General features: G+C 41.4%; 8 protein-coding genes, 2 tRNA genes, 4 rRNA genes and 1 pseudogene. All 15 read right to left on the bottom strand.

Annotation, left to right across the window (positions count from 1 at the left end; all coding sequences use genetic code 11):
* Positions 1–159: 159 nt before the first annotated feature.
* A 16S ribosomal RNA gene (locus MKY76_RS00075) occupies positions 160–1,711 on the bottom strand.
* A gap of 304 nt (positions 1,712–2,015) precedes the next feature.
* Positions 2,016–2,909 (bottom strand): patatin-like phospholipase family protein, encoded by an 894-nt coding sequence (locus MKY76_RS00070; protein WP_342557232.1) that lies wholly within the window; start codon positions 2,907–2,909, stop codon positions 2,016–2,018.
* Between the two features lie 606 nt (positions 2,910–3,515).
* Positions 3,516–3,640 (bottom strand): annotated as a pseudogene (locus tag MKY76_RS00065) (IS200/IS605 family transposase); the annotation flags it as partial.
* 123 nt (positions 3,641–3,763) lie between these two features.
* A 5S ribosomal RNA gene (rrf, locus tag MKY76_RS00060) occupies positions 3,764–3,879 on the bottom strand.
* 70 nt (positions 3,880–3,949) lie between these two features.
* Positions 3,950–6,877 (bottom strand): 23S ribosomal RNA (locus MKY76_RS00055).
* A 90-nt stretch (positions 6,878–6,967) separates the two neighbouring features.
* Positions 6,968–7,043, bottom strand: a tRNA-Ala gene (locus MKY76_RS00050).
* A gap of 12 nt (positions 7,044–7,055) precedes the next feature.
* A tRNA-Ile gene (locus MKY76_RS00045) sits at positions 7,056–7,132 on the bottom strand.
* A 94-nt stretch (positions 7,133–7,226) separates the two neighbouring features.
* Positions 7,227–8,778, bottom strand: a 16S ribosomal RNA gene (locus MKY76_RS00040).
* Together the 16S, 23S and 5S rRNA genes with 2 tRNA genes alongside form the textbook arrangement of a ribosomal RNA operon.
* 391 nt (positions 8,779–9,169) lie before the next feature.
* Positions 9,170–10,252 carry an HD-GYP domain-containing protein gene (locus MKY76_RS00035; protein ID WP_103117219.1) on the bottom strand — a complete coding sequence of 361 codons (1,083 nt, stop codon included), beginning with the start codon at positions 10,250–10,252 and terminating at the stop codon, positions 9,170–9,172.
* Between the two features lie 141 nt (positions 10,253–10,393).
* Entirely contained in the window at positions 10,394–12,859 is a 2,466-nt protein-coding gene (gene gyrA / locus MKY76_RS00030; protein ID WP_048395196.1) for a DNA gyrase subunit A, read from the bottom strand.
* A gap of 25 nt (positions 12,860–12,884) precedes the next feature.
* Complete coding sequence (gyrB, locus tag MKY76_RS00025; RefSeq protein ID WP_048395198.1) at positions 12,885–14,819, bottom strand: DNA topoisomerase (ATP-hydrolyzing) subunit B; 1,935 nt, start codon at positions 14,817–14,819, stop codon at positions 12,885–12,887.
* A gap of 93 nt (positions 14,820–14,912) precedes the next feature.
* Entirely contained in the window at positions 14,913–16,028 is a 1,116-nt protein-coding gene (recF, locus tag MKY76_RS00020; protein WP_048395200.1) for a DNA replication/repair protein RecF, read from the bottom strand.
* Positions 16,029–16,031: 3 nt separating this feature from the next.
* The gene (gene yaaA / locus MKY76_RS00015; protein ID WP_004233303.1) at positions 16,032–16,256 is read right to left on the bottom strand and encodes a S4 domain-containing protein YaaA; all 225 of its coding nucleotides are present in this window, start codon (positions 16,254–16,256) and stop codon (positions 16,032–16,034) included.
* A 113-nt stretch (positions 16,257–16,369) separates the two neighbouring features.
* Positions 16,370–17,506, bottom strand: a complete 1,137-nt coding sequence (gene dnaN / locus MKY76_RS00010; protein ID WP_342557231.1) for a DNA polymerase III subunit beta — start codon at positions 17,504–17,506, stop codon at positions 16,370–16,372.
* A gap of 169 nt (positions 17,507–17,675) precedes the next feature.
* Positions 17,676–19,025 carry a chromosomal replication initiator protein DnaA gene (dnaA, locus tag MKY76_RS00005; protein WP_004233307.1) on the bottom strand — a complete coding sequence of 450 codons (1,350 nt, stop codon included), beginning with the start codon at positions 19,023–19,025 and terminating at the stop codon, positions 17,676–17,678.

Genomic DNA, 19,025 nt, shown 5'->3' with positions numbered 1-19,025 from the left:
CTTAAAAAATAAATGTGTTTGTTACAATTTCAATGTCGTTTTATCCAGTTTTCAAAGAACAAGTTTTGAAGTGTTTCATTCAGATAGAATAAACCTTCAAAACTGAACGCAAAACGTAATCTTACAAACCCAAGGTTTGTATTCCGAAATAATCCTTAGAAAGGAGGTGATCCAGCCGCACCTTCCGATACGGCTACCTTGTTACGACTTCACCCCAATCATCTATCCCACCTTCGGCGGCTGGCTCCAAAAGGTTACCTCACCGACTTCGGGTGTTACAAACTCTCGTGGTGTGACGGGCGGTGTGTACAAGGCCCGGGAACGTATTCACCGCGGCATGCTGATCCGCGATTACTAGCGATTCCGGCTTCATGTAGGCGAGTTGCAGCCTACAATCCGAACTGAGAACGACTTTATCGGATTAGCTCCCTCTCGCGAGTTGGCAACCGTTTGTATCGTCCATTGTAGCACGTGTGTAGCCCAGGTCATAAGGGGCATGATGATTTGACGTCATCCCCACCTTCCTCCGGTTTGTCACCGGCAGTCACCTTAGAGTGCCCAACTAAATGATGGCAACTAAGATCAAGGGTTGCGCTCGTTGCGGGACTTAACCCAACATCTCACGACACGAGCTGACGACAACCATGCACCACCTGTCACCGTTGCCCCCGAAGGGGAAACTATATCTCTACAGTGGTCAACGGGATGTCAAGACCTGGTAAGGTTCTTCGCGTTGCTTCGAATTAAACCACATGCTCCACCGCTTGTGCGGGCCCCCGTCAATTCCTTTGAGTTTCAGTCTTGCGACCGTACTCCCCAGGCGGAGTGCTTAATGCGTTAGCTGCAGCACTAAGGGGCGGAAACCCCCTAACACTTAGCACTCATCGTTTACGGCGTGGACTACCAGGGTATCTAATCCTGTTTGCTCCCCACGCTTTCGCGCCTCAGCGTCAGTTACAGACCAGAAAGTCGCCTTCGCCACTGGTGTTCCTCCAAATCTCTACGCATTTCACCGCTACACTTGGAATTCCACTTTCCTCTTCTGCACTCAAGTCCCCCAGTTTCCAATGACCCTCCACGGTTGAGCCGTGGGCTTTCACATCAGACTTAAAGGACCGCCTGCGCGCGCTTTACGCCCAATAATTCCGGACAACGCTTGCCACCTACGTATTACCGCGGCTGCTGGCACGTAGTTAGCCGTGGCTTTCTAATAAGGTACCGTCAAGGTACAGCCAGTTACTACTGTACTTGTTCTTCCCTTACAACAGAGTTTTACGATCCGAAAACCTTCTTCACTCACGCGGCGTTGCTCCATCAGGCTTTCGCCCATTGTGGAAGATTCCCTACTGCTGCCTCCCGTAGGAGTCTGGGCCGTGTCTCAGTCCCAGTGTGGCCGATCACCCTCTCAGGTCGGCTACGCATCGTCGCCTTGGTGAGCCGTTACCTCACCAACTAGCTAATGCGCCGCGGGCCCATCCTATAGCGACAGCCGAAACCGTCTTTCAGTCTTTCACCATGAAGCAAAAGAGATTATTCGGTATTAGCCCCGGTTTCCCGGAGTTATCCCAAACTATAGGGTAGGTTGCCCACGTGTTACTCACCCGTCCGCCGCTAACGTCAAAGGAGCAAGCTCCTTTTCTGTTCGCTCGACTTGCATGTATTAGGCACGCCGCCAGCGTTCGTCCTGAGCCAGGATCAAACTCTCCATAAAAGAAATTTGATTAGCTCAAATTGTTTTGCTGGCATCATGTTTGATGTCCAAAATTGTGTTTCGTTCACTAGCAAAACTAGCTACTTAAAACTTTATTGATTACGTTTTGCTTGTTCAGTTTTCAAGGTTCATTTTGTTTACTCTTCTGTAAGAGTTAACTTTTATATAATAACATGTTTTATATTTAATGTCAAACAGTTATTTTATTTTATATTTTAGTAGCTGCATATCTCAACAGCAACTTTTATATAATAACACCCTATTTGTCATTGGTCAATAGTTTTATAATTATTTTTTTAAAAAATTACAACCTCAATCTTGGCCAATTTCGTAAAAATTGAATTGTACGGTTTCTGCCTATATCTAATAGAGTTTCTTTTGTTTCTTCATTTAAATCAAATTGGGTTGCACTATAATCTTCTACAGGAATAAAAATAATGTCTCTTTCGTGTCGTCTTGATATATACCTTTCATCATGTGCATCTTTCATAGTTGAAAATAGTGCCTCAAATAAATTTAGACCATTCTTAATTTCTTGAGGACATTGTTCTTCTCTTCTTCTACTCAGTTTCAGACCTAAAATCGGACGTACTTTCCGACCTTCTTTATCATCGAATATCCATAGTGGAAAATTACTTAAAACACCACCATCCACTATAATCGATTCACCCTTCCCAGTCTTTAATGTAACTGGTTCAAAGAAAAAAGGTATACCACAACTCATGCGTAACGCACAAGCTACTGAAAAATTCTTTGCTTCAATTTGATATTTATGCAAATCGTCTGGTAAAACAATCATTCTACCATTCGTTAAATCTGAAGCTACTAATTTAAGTGAATCTTTAGGCAGATCACCAAAAGTATATACTCCTTTTGCAGCTAGCTTTTGGAAAAACCATTTTTCTAACGCCTTTCCTTTATAGAGACCTAAATGATTATAAACATTTACCCATTTCATAAAAGGAAAAGGTAAAATTGTTCTTCTTGGATCAAGTAATGAAGGAACATCTAACTCTTCTAGCATCATTTCTATCTCTTTTCCACTATAACCCGCAGCAATAAAGGCAGCTAAAATGGCACCTGCACTTGTACCAGCTACACGTTTAAATCGAAAATGTTCAGCTTCTAATACTTGATATGCCCCTACTAAGGCAAAGCCCTTCAAACCGCCACCAGAAAACACGCCATCAATCCACAAAATTTCCTCTCCTTTTTGATGTAATCTTTACAGTATAAGGATGAAGAATGACGAATAGAACTAAATTTTCTACTTTATTGACGATACTTATGTACATAGCAGCAAACTTTAACCAAGTGTCTAGCTAAAATTCGATTACAGTATCATATAAGAATATGCGGCGAAATATCGTTATTCTAAGAAATGTAAAGAGCTACTTAAATGCTAATGTAGTTTCAACAATAATTTTAGTTCCGGAAATTTTTAGTGTAGAACATATTTTTAACAACAAAAATAAAGGGCCTAAGCCCCCAACAATATTTAATTTAAATCACAGCCCTTATCTATATTAACTATGTCTTATAAGAACGTACTGATGGTGATTGATATTATTTAATTTTAAAAAAAGTTACAGAATGTTTAGCTATCCACTAATGCTGGGGTTTTCATAACTTCTAATTTTATTCTTTCACTGAAGGCTTGAAAATTTTAGCCGACTTAGTTAATAGCTTACTAACCCCTTCTATATCTCTCTAAGATTACAATGAATCAGAACCACCAGTCTAACTGGTGGTTTGCTCTCGCGTGAAACGCTGGGGTACTGGTCCGTGTCAAAAGACACACTCAAAACTTCCTGTTTCCATATTTGTATTCAGGTTGGCATGCCGATCGAATATCATTAAGCTACTCTTCCCTTTCAAATAAACAACAAAAGATGAAACAATTATTTTTGCTCGGATACTCACCAACATACCTGATTGTTCGTCTGTTTTTTTCTTGTCCATAGCTAGAAGCTCTTTGGAACCCCTCGCATAGCAAGGTTTTTTAAAATATACAATAAGAAAACAGTCAGCGCACAGCTGACTGTTTTGTTTGCCTAGCGACGTCCTACTCTCACAGGGGGAAGCCCCCAACTACCATCGGCGCTAAAGAGCTTAACTTCCGTGTTCGGTATGGGAACGGGTGTGACCTCTTTGCCATCATCACTAGACTTTGTATTTAATTGAAAGATTTATTCTTTCAAAACTGAATAAACGGCGCATTGAATGTTTCAAACTTTTTTGGTTAAGTCCTCGATCGATTAGTATTCGTCAGCTCCATGTGTCACCACACTTCCACCTCGAACCTATCTACCTCATCGTCTTTGAGGGATCTTACTTACTTGCGTAATGGGAAATCTCATCTTGAGGGGGGCTTCATGCTTAGATGCTTTCAGCACTTATCCCGTCCACACATAGCTACCCAGCGATGCCTTTGGCAAGACAACTGGTACACCAGCGGTGTGTCCATCCCGGTCCTCTCGTACTAAGGACAGCTCCTCTCAAATTTCCTACGCCCACGACGGATAGGGACCGAACTGTCTCACGACGTTCTGAACCCAGCTCGCGTACCGCTTTAATGGGCGAACAGCCCAACCCTTGGGACCGACTACAGCCCCAGGATGCGATGAGCCGACATCGAGGTGCCAAACCTCCCCGTCGATGTGGACTCTTGGGGGAGATAAGCCTGTTATCCCCGGGGTAGCTTTTATCCGTTGAGCGATGGCCCTTCCATGCGGAACCACCGGATCACTAAGCCCGTCTTTCGACCCTGCTCGACTTGTAGGTCTCGCAGTCAAGCTCCCTTGTGCCTTTACACTCTACGAATGATTTCCAACCATTCTGAGGGAACCTTTGGGCGCCTCCGTTACCTTTTAGGAGGCGACCGCCCCAGTCAAACTGTCCGCCTGACACTGTCTCCTGCCCCGCTAAGGGGCATGGGTTAGAATTTCAATACAACCAGGGTAGTATCCCACCGACGCCTCCTTCGAAGCTGGCGCTCCGAGATCTCTGGCTCCTACCTATCCTGTACAAGTTGTACCAAAATTCAATATCAGGCTACAGTAAAGCTCCACGGGGTCTTTCCGTCCTGTCGCGGGTAACCTGCATCTTCACAGGTACTATAATTTCACCGAGTCTCTCGTTGAGACAGTGCCCAGATCGTTACGCCTTTCGTGCGGGTCGGAACTTACCCGACAAGGAATTTCGCTACCTTAGGACCGTTATAGTTACGGCCGCCGTTTACTGGGGCTTCAATTCGCAGCTTCGCTTGCGCTAACCACTCCTCTTAACCTTCCAGCACCGGGCAGGCGTCAGCCCCTATACGTCACCTTACGGTTTTGCAGAGACCTGTGTTTTTGCTAAACAGTCGCCTGGGCCTATTCACTGCGGCTCTCATGCGCTTGCACGCTCAAGAGCACCCCTTCTCCCGAAGTTACGGGGTCATTTTGCCGAGTTCCTTAACGAGAGTTCTCTCGCACACCTTAGGATTCTCTCCTCGACTACCTGTGTCGGTTTGCGGTACGGGCACCTCTCACCTCGATAGAGGCTTTTCTTGGCAGTGTGAAATCAGGAACTTCGTCCATACGGACTCGCCATCACAGCTCAACGTTACAGTGTGCGGATTTGCCTACACACACGCCTTACTGCTTGGACGCGCACAACCAACGGCGCGCTTACCCTATCCTACTGCGTCCCCCCATTTCTCAAACGGTGAGGAGGTGGTACAGGAATATCAACCTGTTGTCCATCGCCTACGCCTATCGGCCTCGGCTTAGGTCCCGACTAACCCTGAGCGGACGAGCCTTCCTCAGGAAACCTTAGTCATACGGTGGACGGGATTCTCACCCGTCTTTCGCTACTCATACCGGCATTCTCACTTCTAAGCGCTCCACCAGTCCTTCCGATCTGACTTCAACGCACTTAGAACGCTCTCCTACCACTGACATCGTAGATGTCAATCCACAGCTTCGGTGAATCGTTTAGCCCCGATACATTTTCGGCGCAGCGTCACTCGACCAGTGAGCTATTACGCACTCTTTAAATGATGGCTGCTTCTAAGCCAACATCCTGGTTGTCTGTGCAACGCCACATCCTTTTCCACTTAACGATTACTTTGGGACCTTAGCTGGTGGTCTGGGCTGTTTCCCTTTTGACTACGGATCTTATCACTCGCAGTCTGACTCCCGTGTATAAATATCTGGCATTCGGAGTTTGTCTGAATTCGGTAAACCGGGATGGCCCCCTAGTCCAAACAGTGCTCTACCTCCAGTATTCTCATCACGAGGCTAGCCCTAAAGCTATTTCGGAGAGAACCAGCTATCTCCAAGTTCGATTGGAATTTCTCCGCTACCCACACCTCATCCCCGCACTTTTCAACGTGCGTGGGTTCGGGCCTCCAGTAAGTGTTACCTCACCTTCACCCTGGACATGGGTAGATCACCTGGTTTCGGGTCTACGACCACGTACTATTTCGCCCTATTCAGACTCGCTTTCGCTGCGGCTCCGCCTTCTAAAGCTTAACCTTGCACGTAATCGTAACTCGCCGGTTCATTCTACAAAAGGCACGCTATCACCCATTAACGGGCTCTAACTACTTGTAGGCACACGGTTTCAGGATCTCTTTCACTCCCCTTCCGGGGTGCTTTTCACCTTTCCCTCACGGTACTGGTTCACTATCGGTCACTAGGTAGTATTTAGCCTTGGGAGATGGTCCTCCCGGATTCCGACGGAATTTCACGTGTTCCGCCGTACTCAGGATCCACTCAGGAGAGAACGAACTTTCGACTACAGGGCTTTTACCTGCTCTGGCGGACCTTTCCAAGTCGCTTCATCTAACTCGCTCTTTTGTAACTCCGTATAGAGTGTCCTACAACCCCAAGAGGCAAGCCTCTTGGTTTGGGCTCTTCCCGTTTCGCTCGCCGCTACTCAGGGAATCGATTTTTCTTTCTCTTCCTCCAGGTACTTAGATGTTTCAGTTCCCTGGGTCTGCCTTCAAGACGCTATGTATTCACGTCAAGATACTACGCGATTAAACGTAGTGGGTTCCCCCATTCGGAAATCTCCGGATCAAAGCTCACTTACAGCTCCCCGAAGCATATCGGTGTTAGTGCCGTCCTTCTTCGGCTCCTAGTGCCAAGGCATTCGCCGTGCGCCCTTAATAACTTAACCAAGTTATTAAGCCTATAAAAAAACTTAAAAAATAAATGTGTTTGTTACAATTTCAATGTCGTTTTATCCAGTTTTCAAAGAACAAAAAAATGGTGGAGCCTAGCGGGATCGAACCGCTGACCTCCTGCGTGCAAGGCAGGCGCTCTCCCAGCTGAGCTAAGGCCCCAAGAGGTATATATGGTGGGCCTAAATGGACTCGAACCATCGACCTCACGCTTATCAGGCGTGCGCTCTAACCAGCTGAGCTATAGGCCCTCTTGGAAGTTTTATTAAATTTCATAAACCTTCAAAACTGAACGCAAAACGTAATCTTACAAACCCAAGGTTTGTATTCCGAAATAATCCTTAGAAAGGAGGTGATCCAGCCGCACCTTCCGATACGGCTACCTTGTTACGACTTCACCCCAATCATCTATCCCACCTTCGGCGGCTGGCTCCAAAAGGTTACCTCACCGACTTCGGGTGTTACAAACTCTCGTGGTGTGACGGGCGGTGTGTACAAGGCCCGGGAACGTATTCACCGCGGCATGCTGATCCGCGATTACTAGCGATTCCGGCTTCATGTAGGCGAGTTGCAGCCTACAATCCGAACTGAGAACGACTTTATCGGATTAGCTCCCTCTCGCGAGTTGGCAACCGTTTGTATCGTCCATTGTAGCACGTGTGTAGCCCAGGTCATAAGGGGCATGATGATTTGACGTCATCCCCACCTTCCTCCGGTTTGTCACCGGCAGTCACCTTAGAGTGCCCAACTAAATGATGGCAACTAAGATCAAGGGTTGCGCTCGTTGCGGGACTTAACCCAACATCTCACGACACGAGCTGACGACAACCATGCACCACCTGTCACCGTTGCCCCCGAAGGGGAAACTATATCTCTACAGTGGTCAACGGGATGTCAAGACCTGGTAAGGTTCTTCGCGTTGCTTCGAATTAAACCACATGCTCCACCGCTTGTGCGGGCCCCCGTCAATTCCTTTGAGTTTCAGTCTTGCGACCGTACTCCCCAGGCGGAGTGCTTAATGCGTTAGCTGCAGCACTAAGGGGCGGAAACCCCCTAACACTTAGCACTCATCGTTTACGGCGTGGACTACCAGGGTATCTAATCCTGTTTGCTCCCCACGCTTTCGCGCCTCAGCGTCAGTTACAGACCAGAAAGTCGCCTTCGCCACTGGTGTTCCTCCAAATCTCTACGCATTTCACCGCTACACTTGGAATTCCACTTTCCTCTTCTGCACTCAAGTCCCCCAGTTTCCAATGACCCTCCACGGTTGAGCCGTGGGCTTTCACATCAGACTTAAAGGACCGCCTGCGCGCGCTTTACGCCCAATAATTCCGGACAACGCTTGCCACCTACGTATTACCGCGGCTGCTGGCACGTAGTTAGCCGTGGCTTTCTAATAAGGTACCGTCAAGGTACAGCCAGTTACTACTGTACTTGTTCTTCCCTTACAACAGAGTTTTACGATCCGAAAACCTTCTTCACTCACGCGGCGTTGCTCCATCAGGCTTTCGCCCATTGTGGAAGATTCCCTACTGCTGCCTCCCGTAGGAGTCTGGGCCGTGTCTCAGTCCCAGTGTGGCCGATCACCCTCTCAGGTCGGCTACGCATCGTCGCCTTGGTGAGCCGTTACCTCACCAACTAGCTAATGCGCCGCGGGCCCATCCTATAGCGACAGCCGAAACCGTCTTTCAGTCTTTCACCATGAAGCAAAAGAGATTATTCGGTATTAGCCCCGGTTTCCCGGAGTTATCCCAAACTATAGGGTAGGTTGCCCACGTGTTACTCACCCGTCCGCCGCTAACGTCAAAGGAGCAAGCTCCTTTTCTGTTCGCTCGACTTGCATGTATTAGGCACGCCGCCAGCGTTCGTCCTGAGCCAGGATCAAACTCTCCATAAAAGAAATTTGATTAGCTCAAATTGTTTTGCTGGCATCATGTTTGATGTCCAAAATTATGTTTCGTTCACTAGCAAAACTAGCTACTTAAAACTTTATTGATTACGTTTTGCTTGTTCAGTTTTCAAGGTTCATTTTGTTTATTTCGTTGTCACCTCTTGGCGACTCATTTATAATATCAAGATTCCAAAACAAAGTCAACAGTTTCTCCAAAAATATTTTAATACAATATATAAATGTTTCAAAAAACAATTATGGTTAAAATGCTCACTATTTAATTGATTACTATTATTGCGAAGTGTTTGTTAAGAAAAAATTATATTAGCACTTGCGTAGAGTACATCTCTTACCTAATAAAAAAGGCAAACCACATAATATAGTTTGCCCCGTCTATCTATAAATTAGTTATGATACGTGAAATATAAAAACTGCGATTTTTCCCTAAATCAAAAATTTCCCCTGAATGAATTAATTTAATAAGTGGTCGTGTTGGGGCAAATTTATTTACAAACATTACTTCCCCACGTTCTAAATTAGAAAGCTCTACAATTGTACCTATCGGAAGATCTGCAACAATATCAATTAATGCACGTACTACTTTAATATCAAATTTACCAAACTCAGATTCATTAATCATTTCAATTACTTTAAATGAAGATTGTTTCGTTCTATATACTCGTTCACATGTCATAGCATGAAAAACATCTGCAACAGCAATGATTTGTGCAAATATAGAAATATTGGCGATCTTTTCGTTCCTCGGATATCCACTACCATTTAAACGTTCATGATGTTGGAAGATCGCTTCTTTCATCGTTTCTTTTAAAATGGTCAAATCTTTCACCATATTATGGCTATAAATCGGGTGTTTATATATCTCATCATATTCTTGCTCTGTTAATGGTGTCTTCTTATCCCTGATACGAGGATGTACTTTAGCCATACCACAATCAGCCAATAAACCACCGATGGCTACTTGAATAGTGGTTCCTCTATCATAACCAAGTTTTTGAGCAATAACTGAGGCAATCAGACCAGTTGCTACACAATGATGATACAGGTAGTCTTTTGGATTTGAATACTCATTTAAATCAAAAATAATAGTACGATCTTCTAGTACCATCTCTACTAAAGGTAAAATAATTGTTCTGGCCTTTGCAATATCTACCTTGGCGCCCGCTTCCCAGTTTTTAAATTCTTTTTTAAACTGTTCAACAGAATGATTATAGATTTTCCTAAAAGTCGGAAGTTCTTCTATTATAACTTCGACATCACTTTCATTCTTTTCTACACGCATATCATTTTCACTTTTATAAACGGGGACGGTGAAAATATTAAATGCATGAAAAACTTGCAAGTGTACATAAGAAATCATTGTATCTTTGAAAATAATCGGATACTGTGTATTAGCAAATATATCTTCAGAAATTACCTTGCCAACACCTAGCTCTGAAATTGGAACATGTATAGTTTCCACAGAATGAACACCTCTCCACTATTTCTTGCTTCAAAATAAGGTATTATCATTTTATCATGGAATTCAAAATAATTACTTATTTTTCATTATTTACGTAAAAAAACCGATGACGACATTCAATAATGTCGTCATCGGATTATATTATTCTTCGACTTCCTCTTCGTCTTCAAAAGACTCTTCTGCTTTTTCCACTTTAGCGACAGTTGCAACCAATTCGTCATCTCCTAGTCGAATTAAACGTACACCTTGCGTACTGCGCCCAATTAATGAAATATCATTTACATCCATACGGATAAGCATACCATTAATAGTTATAAGCATTAAATCCTCAGAACCATCGACGGTTTTTACAGCCACCATTGGACCATTCTTATCTGTAATCTGAATAGTTTTCAGTCCTACTCCACCACGACTTTGTAAACGATAGTCCTCTTCAGAAGTACGTTTACCGTAACCTTTTTCAGTTACTACTAATATTTCTTGCCCTGGTTCAACAATCTCCATGCCAACTACTTCATCACCATCACGTAGCTTAATGCCTCGAACACCACCAGCTGTACGGCCCATAGATCGAATGTCGTCTTCTTGGAAACGAACGAGCATACCATCGCGAGTACCAATAATCACTTGTTTCTCTCCATCTGTAAGACGTACCGAAATAAGATCGTCGTCTTCTCTCAAGCTGATTGCGATTAAACCATTTGTTCGGATGTTAGCAAATTGTGATACAGGGGTACGTTTTGTAATACCTGTTTTTGTGGTAAAGATAAAGTAAGCATCTTCATCAAACGACGCAACACGAATCATAGCTGTTACTTTTTCGCCTTTTTCTATATTAAGCAAGTTTACGATTGGTAACCCTTTAGCAGTACGACCGAACTCAGGAATTTCATATCCTTTTGCTCTAAATACTTTACCTTTAGACGTGAAGAATAAAATTGTATCGTGGGTAGAAGTATTCATTAGATGCTCTACAAAGTCGTCTTCATTTGTACCCATTCCTTGTACACCACGACCACCACGCTTTTGACTACGATATGTATTCGCAGCTAAACGCTTGATATAGCCATTATGTGTTAAAGTAACAACTGAGTTTTCAACAGGAATTAAATCCTCATCCTCAATCATTTCAATTCCACCTGATGTAATCTCAGTACGGCGTGTATCATTAAAACGTTCTTTCAACTCTAAGATTTCAGTACGAATAATATCTACAATTTTCTCTTCATCTGCTAAGATTGCCTTTAATTCAGCTATAAGAACTTGAAGCTCTTGATATTCTGCTTCAATTTTTTCACGTTCTAAGCCACTTAATCGAACGAGGCGCATATCTAAAATAGCTTGAGCCTGACGCTCCGATAAGTTAAAGCGTTCCATTAATTGAGGTTTTGCTTCTTCACCACTACGTGAACCACGTATAATAGCGATTATTTCATCAATATGATCGAGTGCGATTCGTAAGCCCTCTAAAATGTGAGCGCGGTCTTCAGCTTTTCGAAGATCAAACTCTGTACGACGACGAATAATTACTTTTTGGTGTTCTAAATAATGGTATAGCATTTCTTTTAAGCCTAATACTTTAGGCTGACCGTTTACTAAAGATAGCATATTGATACCGAAGCTAGATTGCATAGCTGTTTGTTTATATAAATTATTTAGTACAACATTAGCATTTGCATCTTTACGAACTTCAATCACTACACGCATACCACGACGGTCTGATTCATCACGTAAATTTGTGATTCCATCTATTTTTTTATCACGTACAAGCTCTGCAATTTTTTCAATAAGCTTAGCCTTATTCACTTGGTAAGGCAATTCATGAATAAGAATAGTTTCCTTACCATTTGCCTTTTGCTCAATTTCCACTTTCGCACGGATGATAATGGAACCTCGACCAGTTTCATAGGCTCTACGAATACCACTACGTCCTAAAATTAATCCACCAGTAGGAAAATCAGGGCCAGGAATGATTTCCATTAGCTCTTCAGTCGTAATGGCTGGATTTTCAGAAAGTGCTATAACAGCATCAATTGTTTCGCCCAATTGATGTGGTGGAATATTTGTTGCCATACCTACAGCAATCCCTGCTGCACCGTTGACTAAAAGATTTGGATAGCGACTTGGTAAAACTATTGGTTCTTTTTCTGATCCATCATAGTTATCTGTATAGTCAATTGTATCTTTATTAATATCACGGAGCATTTCCATTGCTATTTTAGACATACGTGATTCTGTATAACGCATGGCTGCTGCGCCATCACCATCAACAGAACCGAAGTTTCCGTGACCATCAACAAGCATGTAGCGATAGCTAAAATCCTGTGCCATACGTACCATTGCATCATAGATGGAAGAGTCACCATGTGGATGGTACTTACCCATTACATCCCCAACGATACGTGCTGACTTTTTGTAGGCTTTATCTGCTGTATTACCTAATTCCTGCATCCCATATAAAATACGACGATGAACTGGTTTTAATCCATCACGTACATCAGGTAATGCACGTGATACAATTACACTCATTGCATAATCAAGAAAGGATGTTTCAATTTCTTCTGTTATATTAACTCCTTTAACACCGGAGCGTTCTTGTTCTGACAAAGTGTAGACCTCCTCTCAAGAAAAATTAGATATCTAAATTAGCGTATACGGCATTTTCCTCGATAAATTGACGACGAGGTTCAACTTCATCGCCCATTAAACGTTCAAATGCTTGGTTTGCTTTAATTGCATCATCTAATTCTACTTGTAATAATGTGCGGTACTCAGGATCCATTGTTGTTTCCCAAAGCTGCTCAGCGTTCATTTCTCCAAGACCTTTATAACGCTGCACATTTGGCTTTGGCATTTTTGGTAGCCGTTCTAAAATTTCTTTTAATGTCTCTTCATCATAGCAATACTCAATATGTTTACCTTGTTTCACTTGATAAAGTGGTGGCTGTGCAATATAAATATAGCCTGCTTCTATAAGTGGTCGAAGGAAACGGAAGAAGAATGTTAAAAGTAATGTACGAATATGTGCCCCATCGACATCGGCATCTGTCATGATAATGATTTTATGATAACGAGCTTTCTCTAAATTAAACTCCTCACCAATACCAGTGCCGAATGCTGTTATCATCGCACGGATTTCCGCATTAGATAAGATTTTATCTAAACGAGCTTTCTCAACGTTAAGGATTTTACCACGTAAAGGTAAAATTGCTTGGAAGTGTCGATCACGTCCAGATTTAGCCGAACCGCCGGCAGAATCACCCTCAACAATATAAATTTCACAATCAGCTGGGTTAGTAGAAGAACAGTCAGCTAATTTACCCGGTAAGCTAGATACTTCGAGGGCATTTTTACGACGAGTAAACTCACGTGCTTTTTTCGCAGCTACACGAGCACGGGCTGCCATTAATCCTTTTTCCACAATCTTTCGTGCAACCGTTGGATTTTCTAACATAAAACGCTCAAAGCCATCTGAGAACAAAGAATTGGTAATTTGACTTACTTCAGAATTCCCTAACTTTGTTTTTGTTTGTCCTTCAAATTGCGGATCTGGGTGTTTCACAGAAACTATAGCTGTTAACCCTTCTCGTACATCCTCACCTGTAAGATTAGCGTCAGATTCTTTTAGTAATCCACTTTTTCGTGCATAGTCATTAATAACGCGTGTAAGGGCTGTTTTAAACCCTGACTCATGTGTACCGCCCTCATACGTATTAATGTTATTAGCAAATGAAAAAATATTAGAAGAGAATCCAGCATTATATTGCATAGCAATTTCTACTGTGATGCCATCCTTCTCTCCAAGAACATCAATTGGATCATGGATTGGCTCTTTAGATTGATTTAAATGCTCAACATAAGAACGAATACCACCTTCATAATGGTATGTTGTTGAGCGAATCTCTTCTTCACGTTCATCAGCAATCGTAATCTTAATACCACGATTTAAATAAGCCAATTCTCTAATACGATGAGCTAAAATATCATATTCATAAACAGTAGTTTCTTTAAATATTTCTGGGTCAGCTTTAAAACGCGTTGTTGTACCATTATGATCTGTGTCACCGATAACCATTAACTCTTGAACTGTTTTTCCACGTTCAAATTTTATTTCATGGATATGACCTTCACGATGTACTTGAACAATTGTTTCAACAGAAAGTGCATTTACTACTGATGCTCCAACTCCATGAAGACCACCAGAAACTTTATAGCCTCCACCGCCAAATTTACCACCAGCATGTAAAACAGTCATAATAACTTCAACAGCAGGCTTACCCATTTTTTCTTGAATACTAACTGGAATACCACGACCGTTATCTTCTACACGAATCCAGTTTTCTTTTTCAATTGTTACTTTGATATCTGTACAAAATCCTGCAAGTGCTTCATCGATACTATTATCAACAATTTCCCATACTAAATGGTGAAGCCCTTTAGAGCTAGTTGAACCGATATACATCCCTGGTCTTTTACGTACTGCTTCTAAACCTTCTAATACCTGTATCTGATCGGCCTCATAAGCTTGGTTTTGTAAACCTTCGTTCTCTATAGCCACGGCTTTCATCTACTCCTTCATAACATCATTGTGTGTAAATGAATGAACAGTCAACCGAGCTGACTATTACCATTCTTTTTGTAATCTAAAAAACTACCCTGGCTAACTTCTTTCAATCGCACCTTGTTTCACGTGGAACAGTTGAGCCTGTTCCATCGTTTCATGATGAATTCCTTCCACACTTGTGGTTGTAACAAAGGTTTGGACTTCACCCTGAATGGTATTTAATAAATGCGATTGGCGATAATCATCGAGTTCCGATAAAACATCATCTAAAAGTAGTATGGGTGTTTCATTTGTTTCTTGTTTAATTAATTCAATTTCAGCAAGCTTTAAAGACAATGCAGTAGTACGCTGCTGTCCTTGTGAACCATAAGTTTGAACATCATAGCCATTCACTAAAAATTGTAAATCATCTCGGTGTGGACCAACTAATGTCACGCCTCTATCAAATTCACGTTCTCTCGCTTCAATTAATTTTTGATGTAAAGTATTTTCAATTTCACTAGTAGAGTGTTCTTTTTCAATACCAGCTACCGTACGATATTTTATAACCAGTGTTTCCTTACCTTGCGATATACCTGCGTGTATGGGTTCCGCCCACTCTTGCAATAAATCCATAAATTGAAATCTTTTACGAATAATTTGGGTAGCAGCGTGAATATATTGTTCATTGTAGACCTCATACATCACATCATTTGGCATGGACTTGCCTTGGTTCATTTTTAAAAAATGGTTACGTTGTTTTAAAACTTTTTGAAAGGTTAATAAATCATGTAAATAGACAGGCGAAATTTGCCCAATCTCCATATCAATAAAACGCCGACGTATTTGCGGACTTCCCTTTACAACGTTCAAATCCTCTGGCGCAAACATAACGACATTCATTTGACCAATATAATGACTAAGGCGACTTTGCTCTATATGATTTATCTTGCCCTTTTTACCTTTCTTTGTAATCGTAAGTTCGATCGGTAAAATACCATGCCTTTTTTTAACGGCCCCTTCTATTTTACCATAGTCTGAATCCCAACGTATCAATTCTTTATCGTTCGTTGTTCGATGGGACTTAGCCATTGCTAAAACATAGATGGACTCCATAACATTTGTTTTTCCTTGTGCATTTTCACCAATGAAAACATTAATTTTTGGAGAGAAGTTTAAAGCTAAGGCATCATAGTTACGGTAATTTGTAAGTTTTATTTGCTCAATATACATAATTTATTGTCCAGTTGGTCCAATGATTTGAAAACGACCACATCCAGGAATATTTACAATATCTCCGTTACGTAATTTACGACCTCGACGATCGTCTACTTCTCCATTTACATATACAGCATGTTCTTGTAAAAACCACTTGGCCATTCCACCTGAACTAATGGCATCAGTAATTTTTAAAAGTTGCCCTAACGTGATGAACTCCTCATCAATTTTAATGTCCTGCATAGTGTGTTCCCCTCCGAATACAGACTGTCTATCTCTCTATCATACCTAAAATTACGCCATAAGTAAAAAAAGATAGTCACAATGAGCGACTATCTTAACAGATCGTTTATTCTTTAGTAAGTTCGTACAGGTAAAATTAATTGTAAAATAGCATCATCATGAACGGAACGTAAAATAAACGGTCTCATTGCCCCAGTAAATTGAATAACTACGTCTTGTCCATCTATTGCTTTTAATGCTTCCATCATATATTTTGCACTGAATGAGATTTTCAAACCTTCCCCTTCTAATGCTTCCACAGGAATTTCTTCTTGTACTTTTCCGATTTCAGGAGAATTAGAAGAAACCTCAACTGCTTGGTTATCTAAAATTTCAAAACGGACAACATTATTACGATCTCCTCGTGCAACAAGTGATGCACGGTCAATAGCTTGTAATAAAGATTTACCATTAATTGTTACATTTGTTTGATACTCTTCAGGAATTAAACGAGTTGTGTCAGGATAATTTCCTTCCAGTAAGCGAGAGAAGAATAATACATCACCAGTTTTAAATAATACTTGCTGACTTGTAATAACGATTTGGACAAGATTTGTAGAATCTTCAAGTACTTTATTTAATTCATTCAAACTTTTCCCTGGAATTACTACACTATGTTCAACTTCTGGTAAATTTTCGAGTTGCACTTTACGTCTTGCTAAACGATGACTATCTGTTGCAACACAGATTAATGTTTCATTTTTGATCTGCCAGTTTACACCTGTCAACACGGGTCTACTTTCTGAAGTGGCAACAGCGAATACTGTTTCACGGATAATTGTTTTTAAGAGATCAGCAGGAATAGTAAATTTTTGATTTTCTGTAAGCTCTGGTAATAAAGGATACTCTGCTGCATCTGAGCCAATTAAATGGAATTCCGATTTCCCTGAACGAATATGCGTTTGGAAACCTGGTGTTACTTGAATTTCAACATCGTTTGTTGGTAATTTACGTACGATTTCATTAAACATACGTGCTTGTACAACAATTGAACCTGTTTCTGTAATGTGAATAATTTGTTGTCCATCTTCTTCTACTGGAATAAATGTTTGAATAGTTATATCAGCATCACTACCAGTTAAGCGGATCCCTTCCTCTGTTACGTCAATTTTAATACCAGTTAAAATCGGAATAGTTGTTTTTGAACTTACTGCTTTCATGACATCATTTAAACCTTCTAATAAACGGTCACGTAAAATATCAAATTTCATTCGTTTTCCCTCACATATTTATATTATTTATTTATATAAAATAAAAAGATATAGTAATAGGCCCTGTGGATTTGTGGATAAGTATATTTTTATGAATAAAATCAGTCTATCCACATGTAGATAGACTGTGTATAAGTTTGTGTTTAAATAGTTAGTTTGTCCACAGCAATTACTTGCCTAGCATACTACGAATTTGTTTAACATCTTGTTGAAGTTGAACGTCATTTTTCAACATAGAAGATATTTTTTCGTGCGCATGGATGACAGTCGTATGATCGCGGCCACCAAATTCTTCGCCAATTTTGGGCAGCGAAAAATCTGTCAACTCGCGTGATAAGTACATAGCGATTTGACGTGGAAAAGCAATTAATTTAGTACGTTTTTTAGCAGCGAAATCTTCCAAACGTATACTAAAATGTTCCCCTACTGCATTTTGAATGTCTAATATTGTCACTGTTCGCGGTTTTGAATTTGGAATGATATCCTTCAATGCCTCGGCAGCTAATGTCGCTGTAATATCTTTGTTTACAAGAGATGAGTAGGCAACGACGCGAATAAGCGCACCTTCAAGCTCCCTAATATTGGAGTCAATCTGGTTCGCAATATAAAGCATTACTTCATTTGGTACCTCTAGACCGTCTGCTTTTGCTTTTTTACGCAAAATAGCGATACGAGTTTCCAAATCGGGTGGAGCAATATCAGTTATTAACCCCCACTCGAAACGTGAACGGAGCCGATCTTCTAAAGTTGGGATCTCCTTAGGAGGTCGGTCACTTGATATAACAATTTGTTTGGATTCTTCATGTAAAGTATTAAAAGTGTGGAAAAATTCTTCTTGAGTTGATTCTTTTCCAGCAAGGAATTGAATATCATCAATTAGCAGTACATCCACGTTGCGGTACTTATTGCGAAAATCAAGTGCTTTGTTATCACGAATTGAGTTAATAAATTCATTTGTAAATTTCTCGGATGATAAGTACACTACTTTAGCATTTGGATTATGCTCTAATACATAATGACCAATAGCGTGCATTAAGTGCGTTTTACCTAGCCCTACTCCCCCATAAATAAAGAATGGATTGTATGCCTTAGCAGGTGCTTCAGCTACAGCTAGCGAAGCTGCATGTGCAAAGCGGTTACCAGAGCCAATAACAAACGTGTCAAAAGTATATTTCGGGTTTAACATACCTGGTGAAATATCATGATGTTCATTATTTTTTGCTTGGATAATCGGCGCTGGCAAATCAAAATCGTCCGAATCCTGGTTTTTTTGAACAACAAATTTAATAAGCAAGTCTTCGCCTGTTAGCTCCGTTAATATACCTGTAATCAAATGAATATAATGATTTTCAAGCCAGTCTCGAGCAAACGAATTTGGCGCAGCAATTGTCACAGTGGACCCACTACCATTGTAAGATAGTAACTTTGTAGACTTTAGCCACGTTTCGAAGCTTGGTTTAGAAATTTTTTGTTCAACTTGAGCCAGGACATTGTTCCATAGTTCTTCTAAATGTTCCAA

Source organism: Lysinibacillus sp. FSL P4-0201 (genome assembly GCF_038593425.1).
Taxonomy (GTDB): domain Bacteria; phylum Bacillota; class Bacilli; order Bacillales_A; family Planococcaceae; genus Lysinibacillus; species Lysinibacillus capsici.
The sequence above is the reverse complement of the archived record's forward strand: the minus strand, read 5'-3'. Positions and strand labels throughout refer to the sequence as shown.

Coding starts and splice junctions, on each gene's coding strand:
- gyrB (WP_048395198.1), bottom strand. CDS start 14,819: ATGAAAGCCGTGGCTATAGAGAACGAAGGTTTACAAAACCAAGCTTAT.
- recF (WP_048395200.1), bottom strand. CDS start 16,028: ATGTATATTGAGCAAATAAAACTTACAAATTACCGTAACTATGATGCC.
- yaaA (WP_004233303.1), bottom strand. CDS start 16,256: ATGCAGGACATTAAAATTGATGAGGAGTTCATCACGTTAGGGCAACTT.
- dnaN (WP_342557231.1), bottom strand. CDS start 17,506: ATGAAATTTGATATTTTACGTGACCGTTTATTAGAAGGTTTAAATGAT.